This window comes from Streptomyces sp. NPDC040432 (assembly GCF_055595445.1).
This window is the reverse complement of record NZ_JBVIVP010000015.1, coordinates 14,936-41,242: the sequence shown is the minus strand read 5'-3', so window position 1 is coordinate 41,242 and position 26,307 is coordinate 14,936. Positions and strand designations below refer to the sequence as shown.

Annotated in this window: 26 protein-coding genes; 5 read left to right on the top strand and 21 right to left on the bottom strand. The window is 71.4% G+C overall.

Annotation, left to right across the window (positions count from 1 at the left end; translation table 11 throughout):
• Positions 1–7 precede the first annotated feature (7 nt).
• The 4 genes from ACZ58N_RS26280 to ACZ58N_RS26265 form a co-directional block, all read right to left on the bottom strand.
• Positions 8–727, bottom strand: a complete 720-nt coding sequence (locus tag ACZ58N_RS26280) for a helical backbone metal receptor (protein WP_471164482.1) — start codon at positions 725–727, stop codon at positions 8–10.
• 4 nt (positions 728–731) lie between these two features.
• Positions 732–1,391, bottom strand: coding sequence for a helix-turn-helix domain-containing protein (locus tag ACZ58N_RS26275; RefSeq protein WP_389711281.1), 660 nt, complete (start codon positions 1,389–1,391; stop codon positions 732–734).
• Between the two features lie 130 nt (positions 1,392–1,521).
• Complete coding sequence (locus tag ACZ58N_RS26270) at positions 1,522–3,516, bottom strand: Dyp-type peroxidase (RefSeq protein WP_471164479.1); 1,995 nt, start codon at positions 3,514–3,516, stop codon at positions 1,522–1,524.
• Positions 3,517–3,820: 304 nt separating this feature from the next.
• On the bottom strand, positions 3,821–3,949 hold the full coding sequence (locus ACZ58N_RS26265) for a hypothetical protein (RefSeq protein ID WP_471164477.1): 129 nt from the start codon (positions 3,947–3,949) through the stop codon (positions 3,821–3,823).
• A 189-nt stretch (positions 3,950–4,138) separates the two neighbouring features.
• Between ACZ58N_RS26265 and ACZ58N_RS26260 the strand changes: the two genes are divergently transcribed.
• The 4 genes from ACZ58N_RS26260 (at position 4,139) to ACZ58N_RS26245 (ending at position 8,613) form a co-directional block, all read left to right on the top strand.
• Entirely contained in the window at positions 4,139–5,044 is a 906-nt protein-coding gene (locus ACZ58N_RS26260; RefSeq protein WP_471164751.1) for a 5'-3' exonuclease, read from the top strand.
• Between the two features lie 49 nt (positions 5,045–5,093).
• Complete coding sequence (locus tag ACZ58N_RS26255; RefSeq protein WP_471164475.1) at positions 5,094–5,939, top strand: siderophore-interacting protein; 846 nt, start codon at positions 5,094–5,096, stop codon at positions 5,937–5,939.
• 117 nt (positions 5,940–6,056) lie between these two features.
• Entirely contained in the window at positions 6,057–7,622 is a 1,566-nt protein-coding gene (locus tag ACZ58N_RS26250; RefSeq protein WP_471164472.1) for a serine hydrolase, read from the top strand.
• A gap of 19 nt (positions 7,623–7,641) precedes the next feature.
• Positions 7,642–8,613, top strand: coding sequence for a pseudouridine synthase (locus ACZ58N_RS26245; protein WP_471164469.1), 972 nt, complete (start codon positions 7,642–7,644; stop codon positions 8,611–8,613).
• 53 nt (positions 8,614–8,666) lie between these two features.
• Here the strand turns inward: ACZ58N_RS26245 and ACZ58N_RS26240 are convergent, their stop codons facing one another.
• The 12 genes from ACZ58N_RS26240 to ACZ58N_RS26185 form a co-directional block, all read right to left on the bottom strand.
• Positions 8,667–9,323 carry a helix-turn-helix domain-containing protein gene (locus ACZ58N_RS26240; RefSeq protein WP_471164466.1) on the bottom strand — a complete coding sequence of 219 codons (657 nt, stop codon included), beginning with the start codon at positions 9,321–9,323 and terminating at the stop codon, positions 8,667–8,669.
• A 90-nt stretch (positions 9,324–9,413) separates the two neighbouring features.
• Positions 9,414–12,266, bottom strand: a complete 2,853-nt coding sequence (locus ACZ58N_RS26235) for a DEAD/DEAH box helicase (RefSeq protein WP_471164464.1) — start codon at positions 12,264–12,266, stop codon at positions 9,414–9,416.
• 222 nt (positions 12,267–12,488) lie between these two features.
• The gene (gene tatC, locus ACZ58N_RS26230; RefSeq protein ID WP_389711458.1) at positions 12,489–13,445 is read right to left on the bottom strand and encodes a twin-arginine translocase subunit TatC; all 957 of its coding nucleotides are present in this window, start codon (positions 13,443–13,445) and stop codon (positions 12,489–12,491) included.
• 57 nt (positions 13,446–13,502) lie between these two features.
• A complete protein-coding gene (tatA, locus tag ACZ58N_RS26225) occupies positions 13,503–13,799 on the bottom strand; it encodes a Sec-independent protein translocase subunit TatA (protein ID WP_471164461.1) in 297 nt (98 codons plus the stop codon).
• A 240-nt stretch (positions 13,800–14,039) separates the two neighbouring features.
• The gene (locus ACZ58N_RS26220) at positions 14,040–14,240 is read right to left on the bottom strand and encodes a hypothetical protein (protein WP_281206886.1); all 201 of its coding nucleotides are present in this window, start codon (positions 14,238–14,240) and stop codon (positions 14,040–14,042) included.
• 9 nt (positions 14,241–14,249) lie between these two features.
• A complete protein-coding gene (locus ACZ58N_RS26215; RefSeq protein WP_471164458.1) occupies positions 14,250–14,543 on the bottom strand; it encodes a hypothetical protein in 294 nt (97 codons plus the stop codon).
• Between the two features lie 14 nt (positions 14,544–14,557).
• On the bottom strand, positions 14,558–15,526 hold the full coding sequence (locus ACZ58N_RS26210; RefSeq protein WP_471164455.1) for a helix-turn-helix transcriptional regulator: 969 nt from the start codon (positions 15,524–15,526) through the stop codon (positions 14,558–14,560).
• Positions 15,527–15,604: 78 nt separating this feature from the next.
• On the bottom strand, positions 15,605–16,561 hold the full coding sequence (locus tag ACZ58N_RS26205; RefSeq protein ID WP_471164452.1) for a helix-turn-helix transcriptional regulator: 957 nt from the start codon (positions 16,559–16,561) through the stop codon (positions 15,605–15,607).
• A gap of 126 nt (positions 16,562–16,687) precedes the next feature.
• Complete coding sequence (locus ACZ58N_RS26200) at positions 16,688–17,083, bottom strand: FKBP-type peptidyl-prolyl cis-trans isomerase (RefSeq protein ID WP_471164449.1); 396 nt, start codon at positions 17,081–17,083, stop codon at positions 16,688–16,690.
• A gap of 28 nt (positions 17,084–17,111) precedes the next feature.
• A complete protein-coding gene (locus ACZ58N_RS26195; RefSeq protein WP_471164446.1) occupies positions 17,112–18,053 on the bottom strand; it encodes an FKBP-type peptidyl-prolyl cis-trans isomerase in 942 nt (313 codons plus the stop codon).
• A gap of 120 nt (positions 18,054–18,173) precedes the next feature.
• Complete coding sequence (pafA, locus tag ACZ58N_RS26190) at positions 18,174–19,535, bottom strand: Pup--protein ligase (RefSeq protein WP_389711451.1); 1,362 nt, start codon at positions 19,533–19,535, stop codon at positions 18,174–18,176.
• Positions 19,536–19,593: 58 nt separating this feature from the next.
• Positions 19,594–20,880: an MFS transporter gene (locus ACZ58N_RS26185; RefSeq protein ID WP_471164443.1), complete on the bottom strand. Its 1,287-nt coding sequence runs from the start codon at positions 20,878–20,880 to the stop codon at positions 19,594–19,596.
• A 136-nt stretch (positions 20,881–21,016) separates the two neighbouring features.
• Between ACZ58N_RS26185 and ACZ58N_RS26180 the strand changes: the two genes are divergently transcribed.
• Positions 21,017–22,015, top strand: a complete 999-nt coding sequence (locus tag ACZ58N_RS26180) for a LacI family DNA-binding transcriptional regulator (RefSeq protein WP_471164442.1) — start codon at positions 21,017–21,019, stop codon at positions 22,013–22,015.
• Between the two features lie 89 nt (positions 22,016–22,104).
• Here the strand turns inward: ACZ58N_RS26180 and prcA are convergent, their stop codons facing one another.
• The 5 genes from prcA to dop all read right to left on the bottom strand — a co-directional run bounded on the left by prcA (position 22,105) and on the right by dop (position 26,236).
• Positions 22,105–22,869 (bottom strand): proteasome subunit alpha, encoded by a 765-nt coding sequence (gene prcA / locus ACZ58N_RS26175; RefSeq protein ID WP_281206877.1) that lies wholly within the window; start codon positions 22,867–22,869, stop codon positions 22,105–22,107.
• 46 nt (positions 22,870–22,915) lie between these two features.
• Positions 22,916–23,755, bottom strand: a complete 840-nt coding sequence (prcB, locus tag ACZ58N_RS26170) for a proteasome subunit beta (RefSeq protein ID WP_471164438.1) — start codon at positions 23,753–23,755, stop codon at positions 22,916–22,918.
• The gene (locus tag ACZ58N_RS26165) at positions 23,707–23,940 is read right to left on the bottom strand and encodes an endonuclease VII domain-containing protein (protein ID WP_471164749.1); all 234 of its coding nucleotides are present in this window, start codon (positions 23,938–23,940) and stop codon (positions 23,707–23,709) included. The genes prcB and ACZ58N_RS26165 overlap by 49 nt, the downstream gene beginning before the upstream one ends.
• Positions 23,941–24,335: 395 nt before the next feature.
• Positions 24,336–24,548 (bottom strand): ubiquitin-like protein Pup, encoded by a 213-nt coding sequence (locus tag ACZ58N_RS26160; protein WP_030233608.1) that lies wholly within the window; start codon positions 24,546–24,548, stop codon positions 24,336–24,338.
• Positions 24,549–24,724: 176 nt separating this feature from the next.
• Positions 24,725–26,236 carry a depupylase/deamidase Dop gene (gene dop, locus ACZ58N_RS26155; RefSeq protein ID WP_471164435.1) on the bottom strand — a complete coding sequence of 504 codons (1,512 nt, stop codon included), beginning with the start codon at positions 26,234–26,236 and terminating at the stop codon, positions 24,725–24,727.
• Positions 26,237–26,307: the final 71 nt, after the last annotated feature.

Below are 26,307 nucleotides of genomic sequence, written 5' to 3'. Positions count from 1 at the left end.
CGGGCGCTCAGCGCAGCGCCGTCCTCAGGGCCGCCGCCAGCACCGCGGGCGCCTCGACGAGCGAGGGTCCGTACCAGGTCAGGTGGCGGCCGCCGACCAGCGCGGCGGGCAGGCCCGGGAACGCCTCCGGTCCGTCCGCGGCGGTGAACCGGTAGGGCTCGTCGGGCAGGACCACCAGGTCGCAGCCGCCCGCGACCGCCTCCGCCACCGACATCCGCGGATACCGCTCGGCGTGCCCGGCGTGGACGTTGCGCACGCCGAGGCGGGCCAGCAGGTCCCCGGCGAAGGTGTCCCGGCCCAGCACCATCCAGGGCCTGCGCCAGATCGGCACGACCGCGGTGAGCCCGCCCAGCGGCTCCGCCCGCGTCCAGGCCCCGGCGGCGTCCGTCAGCCACCCGGGCCGCTCCAGCCCCAGCGCCCCCACGAGGACCCGGTCCAGTTCCGCCAGTGCCTGCGGGAGGTCCCGCACCTCGGTGACCAGCACCTCCACCCCGGCCTCGCGCAGCGCCGCCAGGTCGGGGGCCCGGTTCTCCTCCTCGTTGGCGATGACCAGGTCGGGGCGCAGGCCCAGGATCGCCCGTACGTCAGGGTTCTTCGTCCCCCCGATCCGTACGGCGCCCCCGAGGTCCGCCGGGTGCGTGCACCAGTCGGTCACGCCGACCAACAGGCCGGGCGCGCTGACCGCGACCGCCTCGGTCAGCGAGGGCACGAGCGAGACGACGCGCACGGGATCAGTGCCCCGGTGACGGCGGCTCGGAGGTGGCGTGGATGTGGTCGCCGACCGCGACGACCAGGATCCGGGTGTCCTCCCCGGTGGCCCGCCAGCGGTGGCGCACGCCGCCCGACAGGAAGAGGGCGTCACCGCTCTCCAGCCGGTACGCCCGCCCCTCGGCCTCCACCTGGCAGGCGCCGGAGACCACGTACATCAGCTCGTCGTTGCGGTGCTGGTACTCACGTCCGGCGTCCTGCTCCCCGGTGAACTCCAGCGCGTGCAGCTGGTGGTGTCCGCGAACGAGCGGCCGTACGCCGGGAACCGGGGTGAGGGCCGAGTCGTCGCCGGCGCGCACGAGGTCCACGGTGCGCGCGGTGTCGGAGGCGGCCAGCAGCTCGACCGCGGTGGTCTCCAGGGCGTCGGCGACCCGCTCCAGGGACCGCATGCTGGGGCGGGCGCGCTCGTTCTCTATCTGACTCAGGAAGGGCACCGACAGCCCGCTGCGCGCCGACACGGCCGCGAGGGTCAGGTGCAGGGCACGGCGCCGCTTGCGGACGGCCACTCCCACCCGCAGCGGTTCCTTGGAGTCCTTCTCCTTGTCGCTTCCGGCGGCGGGACCGTTCCCGAAGTTCCCGCCGCCCGTGCCGTCCGCGATGTTTCCGTCTTCCTTGTCGTTCATTTCGGGGCTGCCCTCCCCTGTCCTCATCGCACATCGGTGTGCTGTAAGCACCTTACGCAGCAACCGACCCCGGATTCGCGTGCAAGGACGTACGGGACCCGCCCCCGGGCCGCTTCCCGTATCCTCCCGGTCACCCCGCGTGGCCGCCGGGGGCCCGCCACAGCTCCCGGTCGCCGTCGACGATCACGATGTCGCCCTCCGGGCAGACCAGCAGCCGGGCCCCGGGGTGGCCGGCGGTGCCGCTGCTCCATACCGTGCGGGCGGCGTCGTCGCGCACGGTCAGTTCCCCGTCGCGGGAGAAGTGCGCGTCGTGCCCGGTGCCCGCGGTACCCGCGCTCCAGGGGCGGGCGCCTTCGGGGTCCAGCAGGACGAGGTCCCCGTCGGCGCCGAACGCGAGGCGGGCGTCGCCCGCGTCGAGGACGTCGCCGGCGCGCAGGACGGTGCCGGGGTGGACCTCGATGGAGGCGTCGAGGTTGCCGTCGACGAGGCGGCGCAGGGTGGTGAGGGAGGGGGTGAAGGCGTAGAGGGCGCCCTCGGTGCGGACGAACCGGCCGAAGGTGAGGGTGGTGGCCCGGCCCCCGCTGTCGGAGGGCGTCTCGAAGGCGACCGCCGACTCGGGCCCGAGCACGGGATCCGCGCCGACGCGGGGGTTGCGGCCGGGCGGGAAGTCGACGTCGTTGATCCACCGCTTGGCGATGAACTCGAACTGCTGGACGAGGTCGGCCTGGTAGCCGATGAACAGCAGGCCGCGCGGGGTGTCCGGACCGCCCGGGCTGCCCTGCGGTGCCCCGGGCTCGTAGGCGGGCCCGTAGGGGATGCCGCGGCGGATGACGCGGCGCCCGTCGAGTCCGGCGGCGGCCAGCGGCGGACGGCCGGGGACGGTGACGAGGCCGTCGCGCGGGTTGCCCTTGCGGATGTGTGCGAAGAGCGGGGTCAGCCAGCCCTGCGGGTCGTTCCCGTACGTGAGGTCGGCGTCGGGGTCGCGTCCCGGCGGGCCGGGCTTCTCGGCGGCGGGGCAGCCCGCGATGGGGGTGCCGCCGGGCCAACGGCCCACCATGCGGGCGGCGAGCCAGGTCGAGGTCGCCTCGGGCGGCGCGGCACCGGCCTTCTTCAGTTCCGCGAGCCGTTCTCCTGTCTGGTCCCACCAGCCGGGCACGTCCTGGGCGAGCCGGCGGACCACCTGGAAGGAGCCCCCGGTGGCCCAGGCGGGCAACCCGGCGGGCCGCTGCTCCACCTTCTCCTGTCCGACGAGGAACTCCCCGGCCGGCACCATCCGGGTGCCGGGCTTCCCGAGCATGGTGGCCGCGCCGGCCGGGTCGGGCTCGTCGAAGCCCCGTACGCCGGGCTGGCTGATGCCGTCGGCGAACCCGAAGTGCTCGTGCCCCCGCATGGCCCCGGTCAGGGTCGCCCCGTCCTGCCGGAACACGACCGTTCCCCCGGCCGCCCGGACCGCGTCCCGGTGCCGGGCGACGGCCTCGGCGAGCCGGCCGGGTTCGTCGGCGGCCAGGCCGAGGACGGCGTGGACGGCCCGGCCGGGTTCCTCGGCGCCGAACAGCCAGGTGTCGGGGGCGCTGGTGCCGGTGTCGCCGAGGGCCTCGGCGCGACGGGCGGCTCCCTGGCTGAACGCCTCGGCGGTGCCGCCGGCGGGCAGGGCGGGGAAGGGGTCGCGCCCGGCGAGCAGGCGCAGTCCGGGGTGGGTGAGGGAGAGGCTCGTCCACAGCGCCGACAGGGAGGTGGGGTCGGTGCCGCCGGCCTTCACCCGGGCCGCGCTGAAGGCGGCGTTGAAGCGGGCCATCTCCTCGGTGGTGGAGATGTCGGGCAGGAGCCGGCCGAGCCAGCGGCGGGCCAGGGGGGCACTGCGGAAGTGCAGGAGCAGCAGGCAGGCGTGGTCCTTGCGGGACCCCGCCAGGACGTCGCCCTGGGTGTCGCGGTCGCCGCGCAGCGGCAGCTCGACGGCGGCCCGGGCCGCGGCCCGCCCGGCGGGGACGGCGCCGGCCGGGGCGGTGGGGAGAACGGTGGGGCCGGCCGCGGCCGCGGCCCAGGGGCACGCGGTGAGCGCGGCGGTGGTGGCCCCGGCCACCAGGACGGATCTGCGGGCGGGGCCGTGGGGCGGGGCTGCTTCCATGGGGGCTCCTGGCTGAGTGACGACGGAAGGCGCGACGGCGGCTCGGGGAAAGGGCACCCGGGGCCGCCGGCACGGGCGGGCGGACAGGCGAGCGGCGAACGGGCGGGCGGGGGCGGAGGGCCACGGACCGAAGGGCCGACGGACCGAAGGTCACGAGCGGACGAACCGGCGGGTCGACGGGGCGACGGGGCGACGTACCGGCACCGACGGACCCGACGGAGCGGGCCGGCGAGCTGCCACCGGAACCACCCGCCCGATCCGCCCACCCGGACCACCCGATCCGTCGCCCACCGGAGCGCAGCCGTCAGCGGCCGTACCGGCCCGGCACCCAACTCCCGCTCCCCGCGATCGGGGTGACGGGGCGCCGGCGGGCGGGGGCATCGGGATCGACGACGGCCGGGCGCTCGACCGGGAGAGCGGTGAGGACATGCATGGGCGTCCGAAACTCCTCGTACGGGGGGCCGGGCGGGCAGAACGTCCTGCCAGTGGTCACACCCTCCGGGAAAGATCGCGGACGCGCGCGGCGGGACAACTGTTGGAGTGACGAAACGATCACCCCGGGTGACCCGTGGGCCGTCGGGTCGGGTGCGGCATCATCGTCTGCGTGACGACACGACGCCTGATGCTCCTCGACACCGCTTCCCTCTACTACCGCGCCTACTTCGGCGTTCCGGACTCCGTGAAGGCCCCCGACGGCACCCCGGTCAACGCCGTCCGGGGCCTGCTGGACTTCATCGGCCGGCTGGTCCAGGACCACCACCCCGACGACCTGGTGGCCTGCATGGACGCCGATTGGCGGCCGCACTGGCGGGTGGAGTTGATCCCCTCCTACAAGGCGCACCGGGTCGCGCAGGAAACGGAATCCGGCCCGGACGTGGAGGAGACCCCGGACACCCTCGCCCCCCAGGTACCGATCATCGAGGCGGCGCTGGACGCGTTCGGCATCGCCCGCGTCGGTGTCGCCGGGTACGAGGCGGACGACGTGATCGGCACGCTCACCGCCCGCGCGACCGGCCCGGTGGACATCGTCACCGGCGACCGGGACCTCTACCAGCTGGTCGACGACGCCCGGGGGCGCCGCGTCCTGTACCCGCTCAAGGGCGTGGGGATGCTCCAGGTGACCGACGAGGCGTGGTTGCGCGAGAAGTACGGGGTGGACGGCGCGGGGTACGCGGACCTGGCGCTGCTGCGCGGCGACCCGAGCGACGGCCTGCCGGGCGTGCCCGGTGTGGGCGAGAAGACGGCCGCGAAGCTGTTGGACGCCTACGGGGACCTGGCCGGGATCATCGCGGCGATCGACGACCCGAAGTCGGGGTTGACCCCCACTCAGCGTAAGCGGCTCGATGAATCCCGGCCGTATCTGGCCGTGGCCCCGAAGGTCGTCCAGGTGGCCTCGGACGTCCCGCTTCCCCCCTTCGACCCGGCGCTCCCAAGGGTTCCGGCCCAGCCCGAGGTCGTCGACGCCCTCGCCCATCGGTGGGGTCTGGGCGGAGCGATCTCGCGCCTGAGCAGCGCACTGCTCGCATGAGGTGCTAACTTAGGTAATCCTAAGTTTCAGGGGAGTTCAGGGAGACGCCGTGGCAGAAGGACGCGCCCGCACTGTCGGCACCGCAGTGGTCGTACGGACCGAGCGGCTGACGCCGCACATGGTCCGGATCGTGCTGGGCGGTGACGGACTGTCGGGCTTCGATGCGGGTGCGCACACCGACCACTACGTGAAGCTGCTGTTCGCCCCCGAGGGCGTGCGCTACGCGGAGCCCTGGGACCTGGAACGGATCCGCTCCACGCACCACCGGGAGTTCTGGCCGCGCCAGCGCGCGTACACGGTCCGGCACTGGGACCCGGCGCACCTGGAACTGACCCTGGACTTCGTCGTCCACGGCGACGAGGGCCTGGCCGGTCCGTGGGCGGCGCGCGTCCAGCCCGGCGAGCGGGTCCACTTCCTGGGCCCCGGCGGCGCGTACTCGCCCGACCCGACGGCCGGCTGGCACCTCCTGGCCGGCGACGAGAGCGCCCTGCCGGCGATCGCCGCCGCGATGGAGCGCATGCCGTTCGGCGCGCGCGTCCACGCCTTCGTGGAGATCGACGGACCGGCCGACGAGCAGAAGTTCGCCACGCCGGACGGGGTCGTGCCGGTGTGGCTGCACCGCGGCGACCGCCCCGTGGGCGCGGCCCTCGTGGAGGCGGTCACCTCGCTCGTGTTCCCCTCGGGTGACGTGCAGGCCTTCGTCCACGGCGAGGCCGGTTTCGTGAAGGAACTCCGCCGCCACCTGCGCCTCGACCGGGGCATCCCGCGGGAGCGCCTGTCGATCTCGGGGTACTGGCGCCAGGGCGAGACCGACGAGGGCTGGCGCGCGATCAAGCGGGACTGGAACGCCTCGGTGGAGGCCGAACAGGACCTCCGCCCCCGCGCCGCCGCCTGAGGGAACCTTTCCCCACCCGGGCGGGTCCCGCCCGGGTCCGACGGCCCCGCGCCGAACCGGTCCCGCCCCCGCAGCCGCCGGAGGGCGGGATCGCCCGTTCGGCGGGACAATGTCCGCATGCGTACGCTCCGCGTGGCCTGGCTGGCCGGAGCCGCGTTCGTCCTCGTCGTGACGGGTTCCGCGGCGGCGGCGCCGGCGGCCCCGACGCCACCCCCTCCGCCCAAGCCCCTCCTCACCGACGCCGATGTCGCCGGCGCGCTCGCCCGCCTCGACACGACGGTCAGGGACGGCATGCGCAGCACCGGTGTGCCCGGCGTGTCGGTGGTCGTGGTCCACCGGGACAAGGTCGTCCACCTCCAGGGTTACGGAGTCCGCCGGACCGGCGAGGGCGCGACGGTCGACCCCGACACGGTCTTCCAGCTGGCGTCCCTCTCGAAGCCGATCTCCTCCACCGTCGTGGCCGGCGCCCTGGCCTCCCCCGACGCGTGGGACACGCCCCTCGGCCGGACCCTGCCCGGCTTCGCCCTCAAGGATCCCTGGGTCACCTCCCACGTCACCGCCGCCGACCTGTTCTCGCACCGCAGCGGCCTGCCCGACCACGCCGGGGACCTCCTGGAGGACCTCGGTTACGAGCAGCCGTACATCCTGGACCACCTGCGCTTCGAGCCGCTGACCCCGTTCCGCGCGAGCTACGCGTACACCAACTTCGGGCTCACCGCCGCCGCCGAGGCCATCGCCCGCGAGCGCGGCACCAGCTGGCAGAAGCTCAGCGACGACACCCTGTTCAAGCCCGCCGGGATGACCCGTACCAGCACCGAGTTCTCGGCCTACGCGAACGCCCCCGACCGCGCGTACGGCCACGTCAAGAACGCCGACGGCACCTGGAGCCCGCGCTTCGTCCGGGACGCCGACGCCCAGGCCCCGGCCGGCGGGGTCAGTTCCACGGCCCGCGACATGGCCCGCTGGCTGCGCCTCCAGCTCTCCGGCGGCACCCTAGACGGCAAGCGCGTCATCCCCGCCGACGCCCTGGCCCGCACCCACCTCCCCGAGATCGTCGCGCAGGACCGGACCCCGCAGGGCACCCCGCAGTTCTACGGCCTCGGCTGGAACGTCGGCTACGACCAAGCGGGCCGGCTGCGCCTGAGCCACTCCGGGGCCTTCGACCTCGGCGCCAACTCCAACGTCACCCTGCTCCCCCTGGAACAGCTCGGCATCGTCGTCCTGACCAACGGCGCTCCCGTCGGTCTCGCCGACGCCGTCGCCCTGGACTTCTTCGACACCGCCGAGCACGGCAGGCCGAGCGCCGACTGGCTGGCGCTGGCCGCCTCCCTGTACGCGCAGGCGGAGAACGCGAACCGCTCCGAAACCGACTACGCGCGACCGCCGGCGGGCGCCCGCCCGGCCCGCGACGCCGCCGCGTACACCGGCACGTACGAGAATCCGTTCTACGGCCCGCTCACCGTCACCGCCGACGGCGGGGAGCAGGGCAACGGCAAGGGCATCACCCTCGCCCTCGGCCCCGGCCCCGAGCGCTTCCCGCTGACCCACTACGACGGGGACACCTTCAGCTTCGTGACCTCCGGCGAGAACGCCGTCGGCCGCACCGGGGTCACCTTCGCCGACGGGACCGTCCGCGTCGAGTACCTGGACGAGAACCACCTGGGCACCTTCACCCGGAAATAGCCGCCTACCCTGGTCCCTGATGACCCGCAGATCCCACGTGCCGCCCTCGCCCCTGCCCCAGCTCTCCGGCATCGACCCGGTCCGGCTGCGGCTCCCGCCCGACCCGGACGACAGGTGGCCGACGCTCGGCGCGTACCTGACCGAGCGCTACGCCGGCACCCGCGGCGCCGAGTCGATGGCCCGGCTCCTCGCGGCGGGCCGGGTCGTCGGCCCGGGCGGCCGGGCGCTGCGACCGCAGGACCCGTACGAACCGGGCGGCTGGATCTTCTTCCACCGGGACATGCCGGCCGAACCGCCGGTGCCGTTCCCGATCCGGGTCGTGTACCGGGACGCCCATCTGTTGGTGGCGGACAAGCCGCACTTCCTGGCGACGACCCCGCGCGGCAGCCACGTCTTCCAGACGGCCCTGGCCCGACTGCGCCAGGAACTGGACCTACCGACGCTGAGCCCGGCGCACCGGCTGGACCGGATGACCGCGGGGCTGGTGATGTTCAGCATCCGCACCGAGGACCGCGGCGCCTACCAGCTGTTGTTCCAGAACCGACGGGTCCGCAAGGAGTACGAGGCCCTCGCGGTCCACGACCCGGCGGTGGAACTGCCCCGCACGGTGCGCAGCCACATCGAGAAGGTCCGCGGCGTCATGGCGGCGACCGAGGTCCCGGGCGCGGAGCCGAACGCCGAGAGCCTGGTCGAGCTCACCGACGTCCGGAACGGCCTGGGCCGCTACCGGTTGACCCCGCACACCGGGCGCACCCACCAACTGCGGGTGCACATGAACTCCCTCGGCCTGCCCATCCTCGGCGACCCCGTCTACCCGGTGGTCGCGGAGCCCGTCGAGCCGGCCGACTACCGCCGCCCCCTCCAACTGCTGGCGCGGACCCTCGCCTTCACCGACCCGGTCACGGGCCTCGCCCATGCCCTGGAGAGCGGCCTCACCCTCAGGGCGTGGGACGACCGGCCCGGCTGGGAAACGGGCCCGGCGTCCTCCTGACGACGGGTCCCGGGGCCCGTCGCCGAACCCCGTCCGCCCCGCGGCGCCGGGACCTACACCGGTTCGGCCACTCCCGCGATGCGCAGCGCGGCGTCGGCGGCGGCCTCGGCGAACGCGGCGGGCGGGCGGGCCGGGTCGGAGCGGTGGATCAGCATGACGCCCTCGATCAGCCCGAAGACGAGGTCGTTGCGCAGGGTCAGTCCGGCCTTGTCCCCGGCCAGTTCGGCACCGACGGAGGTCCCCTTGAGCAAGGTGCGGTAGGTGTCGCGCAGTTCGGCCCGCATCCTGCGGAACTGCCCGAAGCGCGGCCCGCGCAGCTCGGGAAGCAGGTAGAGGGCGCCCAGGTTGTACGGTCCTCCGCACAGCAGCAGGACGTCCGAACGGCACAGCTCCCACAGCCGCCGGGCGGCCGGCCGGCCGGTCTCGGCGAGGAGTCGCCGGGACAGCACCAACGAGGGTGCGACCGTGGACTCCAGGAGTTCGGCGAGGAGTTCCTCCTTGCCCCTGAAGTAGTGGTACATCGTGGCCTGCCGCATTCCGGCCCGTTCGGCGACCGCCCGCGTGGTGGTGGCCCCGTACCCCCGCACCGTGAACAGCTCGGCCGCCGCGCACAGGAGTTCCTCGCGCGGCGGCCGGCCCGTATCCGGTCTCAACTGGTCGGCGCGTGGCCGGCCGACCCGTCTCGGTCCTTCGTCCGTTCCCGCACTCATGCGCCGATCGTCGCACAGGACACGACGAATCGATCATGGCAAGAGATGAGATCCGGCCATGACGGGTCTAGGAGGAAGCCCCAAAAGCGCCTAGCCGACCGAGCTGTAGGCCACTACGCCCCGAAGCAGTGCGTCCACGGCCTTCCGGGCATTTCGCGCCACCGTGCTCCCACCGGCCGAGGACGGCGGGGCGGAGGACGACGGCGCCGCCGCCGCGATCTGCCCGAGGACGTCGATCACCTGCTTGCACCAGCGGACGAAGTCGCCCGCCGGCATCTCGGCCTCGCGCAGCACCTCGTCCAGGCTCTTGTCGGAGGCCCATTGGTACGCCGCCCAGGCGAAGCCGAGGTCCGGCTCGCGCTGGCCCACGCCCTCCGTCTGGTTGATGCGGTGCTCCTCCTCCAGCGCGTCGAGCCGGCCCCAGATGCGCACCATCTCGCCCAGTGCCGCCTTCGCCGCGCCGCCCGGGACCTTCGGCACCGCCGCGTCGTCGGCCTGCCGCGATTCGAAGACCAGCGCCGAGACGCAGGCGGCCAGTTCGGCCGGGCTCAGGCCTTCCCAAACCCCTTCACGCAGGCACTCCGAGGCCAGGAGGTCGAGCTCGCCGTAGAGCCGGGCGAGCCGCTTGCCGTGCACGGTGACCTCGTCCTCGCGCAGGTAGTCCAGCTCGGTGAGCAGCGCGTGGATCCGGTCGAAGGTGCGGGCGATGGTGTTCGTCCGGCCCTCGATGCGCCGTTCCAACTGCTGGGTGTCGCGCTTGAGCCGGTGGTAGCGCTCCGCCCAGCGAGCGTGGTCCTCGCGCTCGTCGCAGCCGTGGCAGGGGTGGGCCCGCAGCGCCGCCCGCAGCCGGGCGATCTCCCTGTCGTCGGCCGCGGCGGCCCGCCCGCGGGGCGCCCGTCCGGGCCTGAAGTCGCCGGCCTTGGTCCGCAGCTGCGAGGCCAGGTCCCGACGGGACTGCGGGGAGCGGGCGTTGAAGCTCTTGGGGATCCGCATCCGGTCCAGCGGCTCCACCGGCACCGGGAAGTCGATCGCGGCGAGCCGCTTGACCTGCCGCTCGGCGGTGAGCACCAGCGGCCGGGGGCCCTCGGTGTACTCGTGCCCGCGGTGCCCGTTGACCCGCCCGGCCGGCACGCCCGGGTCCAGGACGAGCGCCAGCCCGGCGAACTTGCCGCTCGGCACGTGGATGATGTCGCCCGGCTTGAGCTTCTCCAGCGAACCGGCCGCCTGCGCCCGGCGCTGCGCCGCGCCCTGCTTGGCCAGGTCGGTCTCACGGTCCTTGAGGTCGCGGCGCAGCCCCGCGTACTCCTCGAAGTCACCCAGGTGGCAGGTCATGCCCTCCTGGTAGCCCTCCAGGCCCTCCTCGTTGCGCTGCACCTGCTTGGAGATGCCGACGACGGACCGGTCGGCCTGGAACTGCGCGAAGGAGGTCTCCAGCAGCTCGCGCGAGCGGTGCCGGCCGAACTGGCTGACCAGGTTGACGGCCATGTTGTAGGAGGGCTTGAAGCTGGACCGCAGCGGATACGTACGGGTACCCGCCAGACCGGCCAGTGCCACCGGGTCCATGCCCCGCTGCCACAGCACCACCGCGTGGCCCTCGACGTCGATGCCGCGCCGCCCGGCCCTACCGGTCAGCTGCGTGTACTCGCCGGGGGTGATGTCGGCGTGCTGCTCGCCGTTCCACTTGACGAGCTTCTCCAGGATGACCGTGCGCGCGGGCATGTTGATGCCCAGGGCGAGGGTCTCGGTGGCGAAGACGGCCTTGACGAGGCCGCGCACGAAGAGCTCCTCGACGACCTCCTTGAAGGTGGGCAGCATGCCCGCGTGGTGCGCGGCGATGCCCCGCTCCAGGCCTTCGAGCCACTCGTAGTACCCGAGGACGTGCAGGTCCTCGGTGGGGATGGAGGCGGTCCGCTCCTCGACGATCTCACGGACCTTCAGGCGCGCGGAGTCGTCGTTGAGCCGCAGGCCCGCGTACAGGCACTGCTGGACGGCGGCCTCGCAGCCCGCCCTGCTGAAGATGAAGTTGATGGCCGGCAGCAGGTTGTCGTTCTCCAACCGCCCGATGACCTCGGGGCGGCCCGGGGTCCAGATCCGGCTGCGGGAGCGGCGCTCGCGCTCGCGGTCGGCCTCGCGGACCATCTTGCCGCGCCGGCGGTCCTTCGGGTTGTAGCTGCGGCTGTTCTCCTCGCGGGCCATCCGCAGCAGGTCGGGGTTGACCTCGCGGCGGCCGGAGCCGCGGCCGCCGTGGTCGGACTCCTCCTCGAAGAGGTCGTAGACCCGACGGCCCGCCATGACGTGCTGCCACAGCGGTACGGGCCGCTCCTCGGAGACGATGACCTCGGTGTCGCCGCGCACGGTGTCGAGCCAGTCGCCGAACTCCTCGGCGTTGGAGACGGTCGCGGACAGCGAGACCAGGGTCACCGACTCGGGGAGGTGGATGATCACTTCCTCCCAGACGGCTCCGCGGAACCGGTCGGAGAGGTAGTGCACCTCGTCCATGACGACGTGGCCGAGGCCGCGCAGTGCCTGCGAGCCCGCGTAGAGCATGTTGCGGAGCACCTCGGTGGTCATCACGACCACGGGGGCGTCGGAGTTGACGCTGTTGTCACCCGTCAGCAGACCCACCTTGTCGGCGCCGTAGCGCTTGACGAGGTCGGCGTACTTCTGGTTCGACAGGGCCTTGATGGGCGTCGTGTAGAAGCACTTGCGGCCCTGTTGCAGGGCCAGGTGCACGGCGAACTCGCCGACGATGGTCTTGCCCGAGCCGGTCGGTGCGGCCACCAGGACGCCCTTGCCCGCCTCCAGTGCCTTGCAGGCCTCGACCTGGTACGGATCCAGGTCGAATTCGTACATCTCGCGGAAGGGTGCCAACGCGGTGGCTTCTTCGGCGGCGCGGATCCGGGCAGCGGCGTACCGCTCGGCGGGAGAGAGTTCTTCGGTCATCTTGTCATCGAGCCTACCCGTCGGCTCCGACAACAGTCGCGATCATTTATGCGAGCGGCAGCAGGGCCGCGGGCAGGCGCGCGACGGTCACCGGGCCGCGGGGGGACTCACCCGTCCACGCGCGCGCGGAGCCCGGCCGGCGCGGCCCGCACGCCCGGCCGCGTCCGGCGGTGGGATCGACGCAGGGGGTGGCCCCGGCGGTCACCCGCCGGGATCCGTCCGTCAGGTCGCGTCGTCGTAGCCGTTGATCCGCTGGCGTCCGCCGTCGGCCTGTTCGGGCAGCGCGGACGGGGCGGCGACGGGTTCCATGGCGCCGATGGGCGCGGGGGTGAGGTCCAGCTCGGCGGCCTCGTCGTCGTCGAGGCCCGCGTCGGGATTGTTGCGGGCGCGCCGGCGGTCGTTGATCAGACAGACGGCGAGCGCGACGAAGTAGAGGGTGACGATGGGGGCGGCCAGCGACAGCATGGTGAGCGGGTCGCCGGTCGGGGTCGCGAAGGCGGCGAAGACGGTGATGCCGAGGACCATCGCCCGCCACCAGCTCGCCAGCCGCTTGCCGGTGAGGACCCCGGTGAAGTTCAGCAGGATCAGCAGCAGCGGCAGCTCGAAGGCCAGACCGAAGACGATGACCATGCGCGTGACCAGGTCGAGGTAGTCGTCGACCGGCAGCAGGTTGCGCGCGTGATCGGGGGTGAATTCGAGGAGGATCGTGGCCGTCTGCGGGAGGATCTTGTACGCGAGGACGGCGCCCGCACCGAACAGGGGCGCGCCGATCGCGACGAAGCTCATCGCGTACTTCTTCTCGTGGCTGTGCAGGCCGGGGGCGGTGAACGCCCACAGCTGGTAGAGCCACACCGGCGCGGAGAGCACCACACCGGCCATGAGTGAGACCTTGAGGGCGATCGAGAACGGCGCGATGAGGCCGTTGACGGTCATGTCGGCGCAGGGGCGGCCGTTGCGCTGCGAGACGACGCCGTCGGTACAGCCGACGGAGTCCAGCATCGGCTTCAGCATGAAGTCGATGAGGTCCTTGTAGAAGAAGGCCGCCACGACGGTGATCACGAGGATCGCCAGGACCGACTTCAGCAGACGGTTTCTCAGCTCACGCAGGTGCTCGACAAGAGGCATCCGCCCTTCGGCGTCCTTGTCCGCTTTCTCCTGCTTGCGGGCAGACTTGAGCAACCCACGTCCCTTGTCTCGTTGCAGATGACTGGCGCGGGGCGGTGGTGACCGCCCGTGTCAGCTCTTGGCGGTGTGGTTGGGCTCGCTGACGGGGCGGGCGCTGGTGACGTCACCGGGGGCGGCCTGGATCGTGCGCGGGGCCGTGGTCTGCTGCGGGGTCTGGTCGGCGACCGTGGCGGCGGTGGCCGCGTCCTCGGCCTCGCCGTCCTTCTTCATGGCCTTGGCCTCGCTCTTGAGGATGCGGGCCGACTTGCCCAGCGAGCGGGCCATCTCGGGGAGCTTCTTGGCGCCGAACAGCAGCACGATGACAGCGATGATCAGAAGGATCTCAAGGGGCTTCAGATTGCCGATCATGTGTGTCTTCCTTCTCACCGAAACGGCTGGTTGTGGTGGCCTGGGCGGATTTCGGATCAAGATCCGCTACCGCTCTGACATCGATCGTAACCCCCGAGGGTTAACGCCCGGCAATCCCCAGGGGTATCCACGCTGGTGCGCGGCTTAGACGGTACGGCTCCCGCCCCGCCTTTTCCATGGGTGTGCCGACACCCGAGTACGGCCGGGGGGACGCACGAAGACCACCGGCGGGCCCGTCGGCTAGGGCCGTACCGCCCCGCCCGCCCGGGCCAGGTCGGCGGCGGCCCGCTCCAGGTCGCCCGAGGCCTCGGTGATCCGGCGGCTGGCCTCGTCCACCTGCCCGGCGAGTCGCCGGACCTCGACGAAGACCCGTACGGCCAGTACGGAAAGGACGGCCACCCCGAGGAAGCCCAGGGCAATTGCGAGCATCGGCCACAGCATGGGCAGAGCCTATCCCCTGCCCCGAACGCTGCGCAGGGTGCTCACGCCGCCGCCGGTCAGGAGCTCCACGATGCGCTCACCGGCGGGTTTGCGGACCTGGACCGCGCACTCGGGACAGGTGAAGGAGTAGAAGGTGGTGCGCCTGCTGCCGCCGATGGCCAGCCGCAGCGCGCCGGCCGCGAGCTCGAACCGGGCCCGGCACTCGGGACAGGCGGCCTTGAAGGTGACCGGCCCGGCGCCGCCGGCGACCGGCTCCGGCGCGCCGGAGGTCCGGCCCGACGCGGGCCCGGATGTTGCCGCCATCGCTCCCCCGCTCCCTAGACCTGTTCCCCGTACCCGGCGAGGGCTTCCGTCGCGGCCTTGCGGGCGCTCAGCGCCAGGTCCGGCGGCGACACGATCCGTCCGTCACGGCCCAGGCGCAGCGCGAGACGGCGCAGCGAGGCCGGGTCGGGGCTGCGCAGCGTGATCCGCAGGCCGCCGTCGGGCTGCTCCTCGGCGCTGTCGTGCGGGTAGTACTCGGCGACCCAGCGGCCGCCGGGGGCGACCTCGACCACGACCTCCGGGTCCTCGGCCGCGGGCTGGACCAGCCCGACCGACAGGTCCCGGGGTTCGATCGCGGGCGGCTCGGAGCGTTCGTCGAGGAGCCGGATCTCCGCCACCCGGTCCAGCCGGAAGGTCCGGCGGGCCTCCGAGAGGTGGCACCACCCCTCCAGGTAGGTGTGCCCGACGGCGAAGAGGCGGATCGGGTCGACGACGCGCTCGGTCAGCTCGTCCCGCGCGGGCGAGTAGTAGCGCAGCCAGAGCCGGCGCCGCTCGGCGATGGCCCGGTCGACGTCCGCGAAGACGCCGCCCTCCGACTCGAAGGTCACCGACAGCCGGGAGCTGGCGCCCGCCACCTCGCCGGCCGCGGCCTCCAGCTTGGCGGTGGCCCGCAACAGGGCGTCGCGGTCGCTCTCGCGCAGCCCGGGCAGGGTGGCGACGGCGCGGGCCGCGACCAGCAGCGCCGTCGCCTCGTCGGCGGCCAGCCGCAGGGGCTCGGCGGTGGACTCCCCCGAGGCGTCGGGGTTGCGCCACCAGATGCGCTCGCCGTCGGTGTCGATGTCGAGCAGGTCCCCGCCGCGGAAGCTGGTCCCGCACATGGGCAGCACGTCGAGGTCGGAGATCAGCTCGTCCTCGGTGATCCCGAAGGCGCGGGCGACGTCGGCGACGTGCGCCCCGGGGCGCTCGCGCAGGTAGGTCACCAGGGACAGCATCCGGCGGGTCTGGTCGATGGCGTTGGCAGCCATGCTGGTACGTCTCCCCCTCAGGGCGTTGCTAGCGGTGTTCGGGCCACCGGGGCGCGGTCGGCCCCGGGCGGGTGGTGCTCAGCCCCGGGCGACGGCGCGCAGCCGGTCCACGACGTCGGCGCGCAGGTCGGCGGGCTCCACCACGACGACGTCGGGGCCGAACTCCACGAGCCAGGCGTCCAGCCCGTGCCCGTAGGGGATCTCCAGCTCGTCCCAGCCGTCCCCGCCCTCCCGCACCGCGGTGGCCTTGGCCCGCAGCGGGTACCCGGCGCCGGCCCGCAGCCGGATCAGCGCGGAGCGCTGGGCCCCTTCGCCGGCCCAGCTCGCCACGGTCTCCCGCACGGTCACCACGTCGGGCACCTCGGCGGTGTACTTCCCCACCCGGGAGCGGACCTTGCCGGTGATCCGGGAGAGCCGGAACACCCGCTCCGCGCCGCGGTCCCGGTCGTAGCCGGCCAGGTACCAGTGGCCGCGCCAGCACTCCAGCGCCCAGGGTTCCACCTGACGCGGCTCGGGGCGGGCGGCGTTGGACCTGCGGTACTCGAAGACCACCGGCCGCCGGTCGCGGCAGGCCAGCATCAGCGGCTCGAAGGCCGCCTCGTGGACGGGGATGCGCGGTTCGATGGCGCTGTGCTGGCCCTCGTACGGGTCACCGGCCTCCGGCATCCCGCCCGCGCGCAGCTTCTGCAGGGCCCCGCTGGCGGCTCCCGCGAGCCGGGCCTGCTGCCAGACCTTGGCGGCGAGCCCGAGGGCCGCGGCCTCCTCGGCGTCCAGCGAGACGGGCGGCAGCCGGTTGCTGTCCCGGCGGGCCAGGTAGCCGGTCTCGCCCTCGATGTTCTCCACCGTCTCGATGACGAGGCCGAGTTCGCGCAGATCGTCCTTGTCCCGCTCGAACATGCGGTTGAAGGACTCGTCGTTGCCCGCCTCCAGGTAGGCCTCGATGGAGCCGCGCAACTCGCGCTTGCTGAGCGGACGACGGGTCCCCAGCAGACACAGCGCCAGATTCATCAGCCGCTCGGCCTTGGCAATCGCCATCGACGCCATCCCCCCGTTTCGCGCACACACTCGTGACCGTTGACCGTACCGTCCCGGCGGGCCCGGGCAAAAGCGAGGGCCCCCGCCTGACGACGGGGGCCCCTGCTCGGATCACGGAAGTCCGGATCAGCCGACCTTGACCAGGTCGCAGACGAAGATCAGCGTCTCGCCCGGGGCGATCGCGTCGCCCGCGCCGCGGTCGCCGTAGGCGAGGTGCGCGGGGATCGTCAGCTTGCGACGGCCGCCGACCTTCATGCCCTGGACGCCCTGGTCCCAACCGGAGATGACCTGGCCGACACCGAGCTTGAACTGCAGCGCGGAGCCACGGTTCCAGGAGGCGTCGAACTCCTCGCCGGTGGAGAAGGCCACGCCCACGTAGTGGACGGCGACCGTGTCGCCGGCCTTGGCCTCGACACCGTCGCCCAGCCAGATGTCCTCGGACACGAGGTCCTTGGGGGCCTCGCCCTCGGGGAAGTCGATCTCGGGCTTTTCGAGCCTGTCGCTCACGGAACTGCTCCTCATACGTACGAACCGGTCAACCGGAACAGTGTTACATCACCGAGAGGATGTCGAGGCTGAAGACCAGCGTCGAATTGGCCGGGATGGTGCCCTGCTCCTTGTCGCCGAAGCCGTCGGCCGGCGGGATGACCAGCAGGATCCGGCTACCGGTCTTCTTGCCCACCAGGCCTTCCTTCAGGCCCTTGACCGACAGCTCGGACATCGGCCAGGTCACCGTCGAGTCGGTGGCGTACGTGCTTTCGAAGGACTTGTCGTCCTTCCACGTCTTGCCGTTGAACTTGACGACGACGCTGTCGGTGTCCTTGACGACCGGACCGTCACCCTCGATCACGTAGCTCGACACCAGCTTGGCCGGCGGCTCGACGTCCTTCGGGACCGTCACGGAGACTTCCTTGCCGTCCGTGTTGGTACCGACCTTCGGCAGGTCCTTGTTGTCCTGCGCGACTTCCTTGCCCTTGGCCGAGGCCGGGACGGAGGCGCCCTTGACGATGTCCACGACGAAGACCAGCGTCGCGTTCGGCTTGATCTTCTCGCCGGAGCCCTGCGCCCCGTAGCCCAGCTCCGGGGGGATCACCAGCTCGATGCGGCTGCCGACCTTCTGACCCTCCAGGCCCTGGTCCCAGCCCTTGATGACGGCGCCCGCGCCGATGTTCACGTCGAAGGTCTTGCCCTTGCCGAAGCTGGCGTCGAAGGGCTCCTTGCCGTCCCACACCTGGCCGGAGTAGTTGACCTGGGCGATGTCGCCCTTCTTCAGCACCGGGCCCTTGCCCTCGCTGATGACCTCCACCTTCAGTTCCTTGGGAGGCGTGCCCTTGCCCTGGGCCAGGGTCGGGGTCTCCCCGAACTTGGCGCCCTTCGTGATCGCGGGCACCCCGTTCGTGGTCTCGGCGGAGTCGGAGCCGCTGTCGTCCCCGCAGGCCGCCGTGGTGAGCAGCAGCATCGGTACGACAAGAAGGCCGGCAAGTCGGCGCACGTGTTCCTCAGATCTCAGACGGCTGGCGGTCGCCCGCCACTCTAAGCCGTGACGAGGGCCCCGTACGAGATCCGTACGGGGCCCTGGCCAAGATCAGTGAGATGTCACACTTTACTTTGTCTACATCCCGGCGATCAGTTTCTCCACCCGGTCGTCGACCGAACGGAACGGGTCCTTGCACAGCACCGTCCGCTGCGCCTGGTCATTGAGCTTCAGGTGCACCCAGTCCACCGTGAAGTCACGCCGCTGCTCCTGCGCCCGACGGATGAAGTCACCGCGCAGCCTCGCCCGAGTCGTCTGCGGGGGCACCGATTTGCCCTCGAAGATCTTCAGGTCGTTGCAGATCCGCGCCGCCTGCCCCTTGCGCTCCAGCAGGTAGTACAGACCCCGCCGCCGGTGGATGTCGTGGTAGGCGAGGTCTATCTGGGCGACCCTCGGGTTGGACATGGTCATGTTGTGCTTGGCCCGGTACCGCTCGATCAGCTGGTACTTCATGACCCAGTCGATCTCCGTGCCGATCCGGTCCAGGTCCTCGGCGTCGATCGCGTCGAGCGTGCGACCCCACAGCTCCAGGACCTGCTCCACGATCCCGGTACGGATCCCCCGACGCTCCGCGAAGTCCAGGGCCTTCTCGTAGTACTCCCGCTGGATCTCCAGCGCCGAGGCCTCCCGGCCACTGGCCAGCCGCACCTTGCGCTGACCCGTGATGTCGTGGCTGACCTCACGGATCGCCCGGATCGGGTTCTCCAGGGTCAGGTCACGCATCACCGTGCCCGCCTCGATCATGCGCAGCACCAGATCGGTGGCACCGACCTTGAGGAGCATCGTCGTCTCGGACATGTTCGAGTCCCCGACGATCACGTGCAGCCGCCGGTAACGCTCGGCGTCCGCGTGCGGCTCGTCGCGGGTGTTGATGATCGGCCGGGAACGGGTGGTGGCCGAGCTGACGCCCTCCCAGATGTGCTCCGCCCGCTGACTGACGCAGTACACCGCGCCCCGAGGGGTCTGCAGCACCTTGCCCGCACCACAGATCAGCTGGCGCGTGACGAGGAAGGGAATCAGGATGTCCGCCAGGCGGGAGAATTCTCCGTGCCGGGCCACCAGGTAGTTCTCGTGGCAACCGTACGAATTGCCCGCCGAGTCGGTGTTGTTCTTGAAGAGGTATACGTCGCCCGCGATTCCCTCCTCGTGCAGGCGGCGTTCTGCGTCGACGAGCAGGCCTTCGAGAATGCGCTCGCCTGCCTTGTCGTGGGTGACCAGTTCGATCAGGTTGTCGCATTCCGGCGTTGCATATTCCGGATGCGAACCCACGTCGAGGTACAGGCGGGCGCCGTTCCGCAGGAAGACATTGCTGCTGCGGCCCCATGACACAACACGGCGGAAGAGGTAGCGCGCCACTTCGTCAGGAGACAGTCGGCGCTGTCCCCTGAACGTGCACGTGACGCCGTACTCGTTCTCCAGCCCGAAAATGCGGCGGTCCATGACTGAACATTACGCCTTCTGCCCTCTTCTGAAACCGGGTTCGAGAGCGGCGTTCCGATCAGTTTTTCGCGAACGGCTCCGACGGACCCCCCGCGGACACCCCCGCGACCCCCTCCGGGGCACCCCCGACGACGTCCTCCACCGACCCGGCCACCGCCCGACCGCGCCCCGACGAGGCCAGCACCCGCTGAGTCGCCGTCAGCACCAACAGCGCCGCGACCCCCGCACCACTCGCCACCGCGAAACCGGCCGTGATCCCGCCCAGTTCCACCGCCGGACCCGCGGCCGCCGTACCCATCGCCGCACCCACCCCGAAGAACGTCACCAACCAGGAGAACGCCTCCGTCACCGTCCCCACCGGAGCGTGCCGGTCCACCACGATGAACGCACACGCGATCGCCGGCGCCAGGAACACGCCCGCCAACGCGGACAACGCCACCATCCCCACCGGCCCCACCGTCGACATCAGCGGCAGGTAACACACCGCCAACAACGCCACCAGCAGCTGCAACCGCCGCTCCGGAGCCCCCGCCCACTGACGCGCACCGTAGGTCACACCACCCACCAGCGCACCCAGACCCAACGCGGCCATCATCCAGCCGTACACCGCCGCACCACCGTGCTCGTCCGAATAGGCGACCGCGGCCACCGTGATCGACCCCAGCGCCGTACCCACGAAGAAGAACGCGCCCAACAACGCCAAAAGACCCCGCGAACGCAACGCCCCCAACCAATGCGCCTCCCGCGGCTCGGAACGCCACGCGCGCGACGGCTCCGACACCACCACCGACAGCGCGCCCAACACACCCAGCACGTTCAACGCCACCAGCGCCACCGCCGGCGACCACAACGAGACGAACACCGTCACCAGCAGCGGCCCGACCGTGAACATCACCTCCTGCGCCACCGCGTCCATCGCGTACGCGGCGTGCACCCGCTCCTCCTTGCCACCGAGCACACTCGGCCAAAGAGCCCGCAGACCGCCCTCCAGCGGCGGCGTGAACAGCCCCGCCACCACCACCGCCGTATAGGCGACGGCCGCCGACCCGATCCCCGCGAACGCCAACCACACCATGCCCAGCGCCGACAGCACCGCCGCCGGAAGCTGCACCCGCGGCTGCCCGTACAGGTCCACCGCCCGACCCAGCAACGGCTGACCCACGGCGTTCGCCACCCCGTACGCCGCCGCCAACGCCCCCGCCAGGCTGTAGCTGCCGCCCTCGGCCCGTACGAACATCACCAGGGCGATCGCTGCGATGCCGTTCGGCAACCGCCCCACCAAGGTGCCCACCAGCAACCTCGCGGCATGCCGGGTCCTGAGCAGCTCCATGTACCCCGCGGCCATGTCCGCCCCCTTCCGCCCGGACCCAGCCGGAGTAATACGTATAACGTGACGACGTCATACGTACCATGGCCGCAGTCGCACGGTCCAGCCCACGGACCCCCGCACCACCTCCCACCTCGCACTTCAGGAGCTCCCTGTGACGAGACCCACCAGCCGGGACGTCGCCGCCGCCGCCGGGGTCTCCCAGGCCACCGTCTCCCTCGTCCTCGGCGACAAATGGCGCGGCCGCGTCTCCGAACGCACCGCCGCACTCGTCCGCGAAACCGCCACCGGCCTCGGCTACCGCCCCAACCTCGCCGCCCGCAACCTCCGCCTCGGCAGCACCCGCACCGCCCTCCTCGTCGTCCCCGCCCTCACCAACGAGTTCTTCGCCCGCGTCTACACCGGCGCCGCCCGCATCGCCGCCGAACACGGCTTCGGCGTCGTCCTCTACCCCTCCCCCGACGGCACCGGCCCCGCCCGCGACCCCTTCGCCTCCGCCCGCGCCGCCCTCGACGGAGTCATCGCCTCCTCCATGGCCGCCGCAGCCCTCGACGCCATCGGCGGCGACGACCTCCCCCTCGTCATGCTCGACAGCGACCCCGCCTCCACCGGCGCCGCCGCCCATATCAACCTCGCCATGGCCGACGGCATGAACCAGGTCGCCACCCACCTCCTCCACCACGGCCACCGCCGCTTCCTCCACCTCGCCTCCGCCGTCGACTCCTGGACCTTCCACATCCGCGCCCGCGCCCTCGCCGACCTCCTCACCCCCACCACCGAACTGCGCACCGTCAAGGCCCCCCTCACCGTCGACGGCGGCCGCCGAGCCGTGGAAACCGCCCTCGCCACCCCCGGCCCCCGCCCCACCGCCATCGTCTGCGACGACGACATCCTCGCCGCCGGCGCCTGCAAGGCCGCCCGCCGCCTCGGCCTGCGCGTCCCCGAGGACCTCTCCATCACCGGCTTCGACGACCTCGCCCTCGCCACCGCCGTCGAACCGGAACTCACCACCGTCGCCCTCCCCGCCGAACGCGTCGGAGAACACGGCATGACCGCCCTCCTCGGCGCCCTCGACGGCACCCCCTGGACCGCTCCCGACATCCCCGTCCACCTCGTCGTCCGCGACTCCTCCGGCCCCGCCCCCACCCCCTGACCGAACCCCACCCCGAACACGACGGAGCCCCGGCGCACCCTCACGGGCACACCGGGGCTCCACGCACCACGGATCCGACGCGAACGCTCCTACTCGGCGTCGTCCTCCGGCGCCTCGTCGTTCGACACGGCATCCGCCTGGGCCGCCGCCGGCACGTCCGCCTCCAGCAACCGCGCCAACTGCCGACCCCGGATCCGCTTGAACTTCCGCTGCTGCGCCCGCGTCCGGTCCAGCACCGCGACCTCCAGCCGCTCCGCCGGAATCGTCTTGTCGGCACCGTTCGCCTGGCTCGACAGCGCCTGCACGGCCAGCTTCAACGCCTCGGACAGCGTCATCGCGTCCCGGTGCCGCTGATCCAGGAACGTACTGATCTGCTCGGCATTGCCACCGACCGCGACCGAGCCGTGCTCGTCCACGATCGAACCGTCGTGCGGCAACCGGTAGATCTGGTCGCCCGCGGCCGTCGCACCCACCTCGGCGACGACCAACTCCACCTCGTACGGCTTCTCACCCGCACTGGAGAAGATCGTGCCGAGCGTCTGCGCGTAGACGTTCGCCAACCCACGGGCCGTCACATCGTCACGGTCATAGGTGTACCCGCGCAGATCCGCGTACCGCACACCACCGATCCGCAGGTTCTCGTACTCGTTGTACTTGCCGGCGGCCGCGAAGCCGATCCGGTCGTAGATCTCGCTGAACTTGTGCAGCGCACGGGACGGGTTCTCGCCGACGAACACGATGCCGTCGGCGTACTGCAGCACGACAAGGCTGCGACCGCGGGCGATGCCCTTCCGGGCGTATTCCGCCCGGTCGGCCATGGCCTGCTGGGGTGACACATAGAACGGAGTCGACACCGGCTGTCCGTCCCTTTCTTCTGGGCTCCTACGGGGCGACGGATGGTCAGAGCAGGGCGGCGCGCGGGCCGTCGGGCTGCTCCAGCCGACGGTTGGTGACCGTACGGGCCAGCTCCTGCGACTGGTCGTCGGTCAACCTGCGGAACCCCTCGTCCGTGATGACGGTGACGATCGGGTAGATGTGGCGGTACAGGTCCGGACCACCGGTCGCCGAGTCGTCGTCGGCGGCGTCGTACAGCGCCTGCACGACCAGCGTGGTGGCCTGCTCCTCCGTCAGGTCCGGACGGAAGAGCTTCTTCATGGAACCGCGGGCGAAGATCGAGCCCGAACCGGTGGCGGCGTAACCGTGCTCCTCGGAGCGACCGCCGGTCACGTCGTAGGAGAAGATCCGACCCTTCTCCTTGGCCTCGTCGTACCCCGCGAACAGCGGCACGACGGCCAGACCCTGCATCGCCATGCCCAGATTGCTCCGGATCATGGTGGACAGCCGGTTGGCCTTGCCCTCCAGCGAGAGGGTCGTCCCCTCCACCTTCTCGAAGTGCTCCAGCTCCAGCTGGAACAGCTTGACCATCTCCACGGCCAGGCCGGCCGTACCGGCGATGCCCACCGCGGAGTACTCGTCGGCCGGGAACACCTTCTCGATGTCCCGCTGCGCGATCATGTTCCCCATGGTCGCCCGCCGGTCACCGGCGAGGACGACCCCGCCGGGGAAGGTGGCGGCCACGATGGTCGTCCCGTGCGGCGCCTCGACGACACCCTCGGGGAGCTTGCGGTTCCCCGGCAGCATGTCGGGCGAGTGCGCGCCCAGGAAGTCCATGAAGGACGACGACCCCGGCGTCAGGAAGGCTGCCGGTAGACGCCCTGTGCCACGATTGTTGGCTTCCACTCGTGTCCCTCCAGGTATGAAATGGCCCGACGCAGGGTGTCGGGATCGTCTCCCAACTTGCCGATGGCCGAGTTGCAGTTGAAGCACAGTACGCCTCGGACCCTACCCGTCGAGTGGCAATGATCCACATGTACGGCCGGAGCCTTGAGGCAAATACCGCAAAGACCGTTCTGAGCCGCGACCATCGCATCGCGCTCGGCTTCCGTCATGCCGTAGGCCCGCTTGAGGTGGGCCGCCCGGCTTTCCACCGCGCGGCACGCCTTGCAACGTGTCGACAACCCATCGGAGGCGGTCTTGTTCCGATCCCATTCCGCGTGTGGTTTCACTTCCCCACACCGTCGGCAGTACTTGTGCCCAGAGGGCGTTTCGACTCGGGGACGGACGTTCTTCCCCTTGGCCTTCTGCCTCTGCTGGTGATATTCGGCCGCGCACGGCCTGCAGTAGCACTGCAGGCCGTCACGCATGGCCTTATTGCTGGCGAATGCGCTGAGCGGCTTGAGCTCACCACACCGCGGACACTGCTTCCCCACCCTCGCCACGAATGCCCCTAGGTGATCTCACCTTCGATTCGAAGGTTAGATCACTCTCCACCCTTCTGAACGAAGGAGCGCACGAAGTCCTCGGCGTTCTCCTCGAGCACATCATCGATTTCGTCGAGCACGGAGTCGACGTCGTCGGAGAGCTTTTCCTGGCGCTCCTTGAGGTCGGTCGATTCCTCGACCGCGGCCTCCTCGACCTCCTCGGTCGAGCGCGTCGCCTTCTGCTGTCCGCCGCCGGTGTCCTTGGTCGCCATGTCTACCTCACCCCGCTCGGTTCGCACGCTCACGTGGAGAGACCCCGGGATTCGGGATCTCTCAAGATCAGACCCTACGCCGGACCCTACAAGGAGGGTCCGGCATTCGTCCCCGCACTTTCCCTCAACGTCCGGCTTTCTTCATGATTCCCGGACCGGAGGCCTTTCAGCCTTCCTCACTGCCCCGAAAGCACCCGCACCAGGTCCTCGGCCGTACGACAGCGGTCCAGGAGCTCCTTGACATGATTGCGGGTCCCCCGGAGGGGTTCCAGGGTCGGGACCCGCTGGAGGGAGTCGCGGCCCGGGAGGTCGAAGATCACCGAGTCCCAGGAGGCCGCCGCCACGTCGTCCGCGTACTGCTCCAGGCACCGGCCCCGGAAGTAGGCCCGGGTGTCCTCCGGGGGCTTGCTCTCGGCCCGCTCGACGGCCGGCTCGTCCAGGAGCCGCTTCATCTTCCCGCGGGCGACCAGACGGTTGTACAGGCCCTTCTCGGGCCGTACGTCGGAGTACTGGAGGTCGACCAGGTGCAGTCGTGCCGCGTCCCACTCCAGGCCGTCACGCCTGCGGTAGCCCTCCAGGATCTCTCGCTTCGCGATCCAGTCCAGTTCGCCCGACAGGCTCATGGGGTCGGTCTCCAGCCGGCCCAGGACGTCCTCCCACCGAGCGAGGACGTCCTTGGTCTGGTCGTCCGCGTCGGAGCCGAACCGCTCCTCCACGTACTTCCTGGCCAGCTCGAAGTACTCCATCTGTAGTTGCACGGCGGTCAGCGTGCGGCCGCTGCGCAGCGTGATCAGGTGGTGCAGGTCGGGGTCGTGGGAGACGTGGTGCAGGGTGCGGACGGGCTGGTCCACGGCCAGGTCGACGTTGATGAACCCGTCCTCGATCATGGACAGGACGAGCGCGGTCGTGCCGAGTTTGAGGTAGGTGGAGATCTCGGAGAGGTTGGCGTCCCCGATGATCACGTGGAGGCGGCGGTACTTCTCCGCGTCCGAGTGGGGTTCGTCGCGCGTGTTGATGATGGGGCGCTTGAGGGTGGTCTCCAGTCCGACCTCGACCTCGAAGTAGTCCGCTCGCTGGCTGATCTGGAAGCCGTGCTCGCGTCCGTCCTGGCCGATGCCGACGCGGCCGGCGCCGGTGACGACCTGGCGGGAGACGAAGAAGGGGGTCAGGTGGCGCACGATCTCCGAGAAGGGGGTTTCCCGCTTCATCAGGTAGTTCTCGTGCGTGCCGTAGGACGCGCCCTTGTTGTCGGTGTTGTTCTTGTAGAGGTGGATCGGCTGCGCGCCGGGCAGCTGGGCCGCCCGTTCGGCGGCCTCGGCCATGATCCGTTCGCCGGCCTTGTCCCAGAGCACCGCGTCGAGCGGGTTGGTGATCTCCGGCGAGCTGTATTCGGGGTGCGCGTGGTCGACGTAGAGCCGCGCGCCGTTGGTGAGGATGACGTTGGCGAGGCCGATGTCCTCGTCGGTCAGCTGGCTGTTGTCGGCGGCCTCGCGGGCGAGGTCGAAGCCGCGGGCGTCCCGCAGCGGATTCTCCTCCTCGAAGTCCCAGCGGGCGCGTCGCGCCCGGTGCATCGCCGCCGCGTAGGCGTTGACGATCTGGGACGAGGTGAGCATGGCATTGGCGTTCGGGTGTCCCGGAACGGAGATCCCGTACTCCGTTTCGATCCCCATTACTCGCCGTACGGTCATGCGGCCCTCCTTGCCCGGCGGCGCTCCCGTTCGGGAGCGGCGCTCAAGTACCGCTGGTGCTCCGGTGCGTC

Excerpts from the sequence above, each read along its gene's own strand:
- ACZ58N_RS26275 (WP_389711281.1), bottom strand. The coding sequence starts at position 1,391 with ATGAACGACAAGGAAGACGGAAACATCGCGGACGGCACGGGCGGCGGG.
- ACZ58N_RS26270 (WP_471164479.1), bottom strand. The coding sequence starts at position 3,516 with ATGGAAGCAGCCCCGCCCCACGGCCCCGCCCGCAGATCCGTCCTGGTG.
- ACZ58N_RS26265 (WP_471164477.1), bottom strand. The coding sequence starts at position 3,949 with ATGCATGTCCTCACCGCTCTCCCGGTCGAGCGCCCGGCCGTCGTCGAT.
- ACZ58N_RS26260 (WP_471164751.1), top strand. The coding sequence starts at position 4,139 with ATGCTCCTCGACACCGCTTCCCTCTACTACCGCGCCTACTTCGGCGTT.
- ACZ58N_RS26250 (WP_471164472.1), top strand. The coding sequence starts at position 6,057 with ATGCGTACGCTCCGCGTGGCCTGGCTGGCCGGAGCCGCGTTCGTCCTC.
- ACZ58N_RS26245 (WP_471164469.1), top strand. The coding sequence starts at position 7,642 with ATGACCCGCAGATCCCACGTGCCGCCCTCGCCCCTGCCCCAGCTCTCC.
- ACZ58N_RS26240 (WP_471164466.1), bottom strand. The coding sequence starts at position 9,323 with ATGAGTGCGGGAACGGACGAAGGACCGAGACGGGTCGGCCGGCCACGC.
- ACZ58N_RS26235 (WP_471164464.1), bottom strand. The coding sequence starts at position 12,266 with ATGACCGAAGAACTCTCTCCCGCCGAGCGGTACGCCGCTGCCCGGATC.
- tatA (WP_471164461.1), bottom strand. The coding sequence starts at position 13,799 with ATGATCGGCAATCTGAAGCCCCTTGAGATCCTTCTGATCATCGCTGTC.
- ACZ58N_RS26220 (WP_281206886.1), bottom strand. The coding sequence starts at position 14,240 with ATGCTGTGGCCGATGCTCGCAATTGCCCTGGGCTTCCTCGGGGTGGCC.
- ACZ58N_RS26215 (WP_471164458.1), bottom strand. The coding sequence starts at position 14,543 with ATGGCGGCAACATCCGGGCCCGCGTCGGGCCGGACCTCCGGCGCGCCG.
- ACZ58N_RS26210 (WP_471164455.1), bottom strand. The coding sequence starts at position 15,526 with ATGGCTGCCAACGCCATCGACCAGACCCGCCGGATGCTGTCCCTGGTG.
- ACZ58N_RS26205 (WP_471164452.1), bottom strand. The coding sequence starts at position 16,561 with ATGGCGATTGCCAAGGCCGAGCGGCTGATGAATCTGGCGCTGTGTCTG.
- ACZ58N_RS26200 (WP_471164449.1), bottom strand. The coding sequence starts at position 17,083 with ATGAGGAGCAGTTCCGTGAGCGACAGGCTCGAAAAGCCCGAGATCGAC.
- pafA (WP_389711451.1), bottom strand. The coding sequence starts at position 19,535 with ATGGACCGCCGCATTTTCGGGCTGGAGAACGAGTACGGCGTCACGTGC.
- ACZ58N_RS26185 (WP_471164443.1), bottom strand. The coding sequence starts at position 20,880 with ATGGCCGCGGGGTACATGGAGCTGCTCAGGACCCGGCATGCCGCGAGG.
- ACZ58N_RS26165 (WP_471164749.1), bottom strand. The coding sequence starts at position 23,940 with ATGGTCGCGGCTCAGAACGGTCTTTGCGGTATTTGCCTCAAGGCTCCG.
- ACZ58N_RS26160 (WP_030233608.1), bottom strand. The coding sequence starts at position 24,548 with ATGGCGACCAAGGACACCGGCGGCGGACAGCAGAAGGCGACGCGCTCG.
- dop (WP_471164435.1), bottom strand. The coding sequence starts at position 26,236 with ATGACCGTACGGCGAGTAATGGGGATCGAAACGGAGTACGGGATCTCC.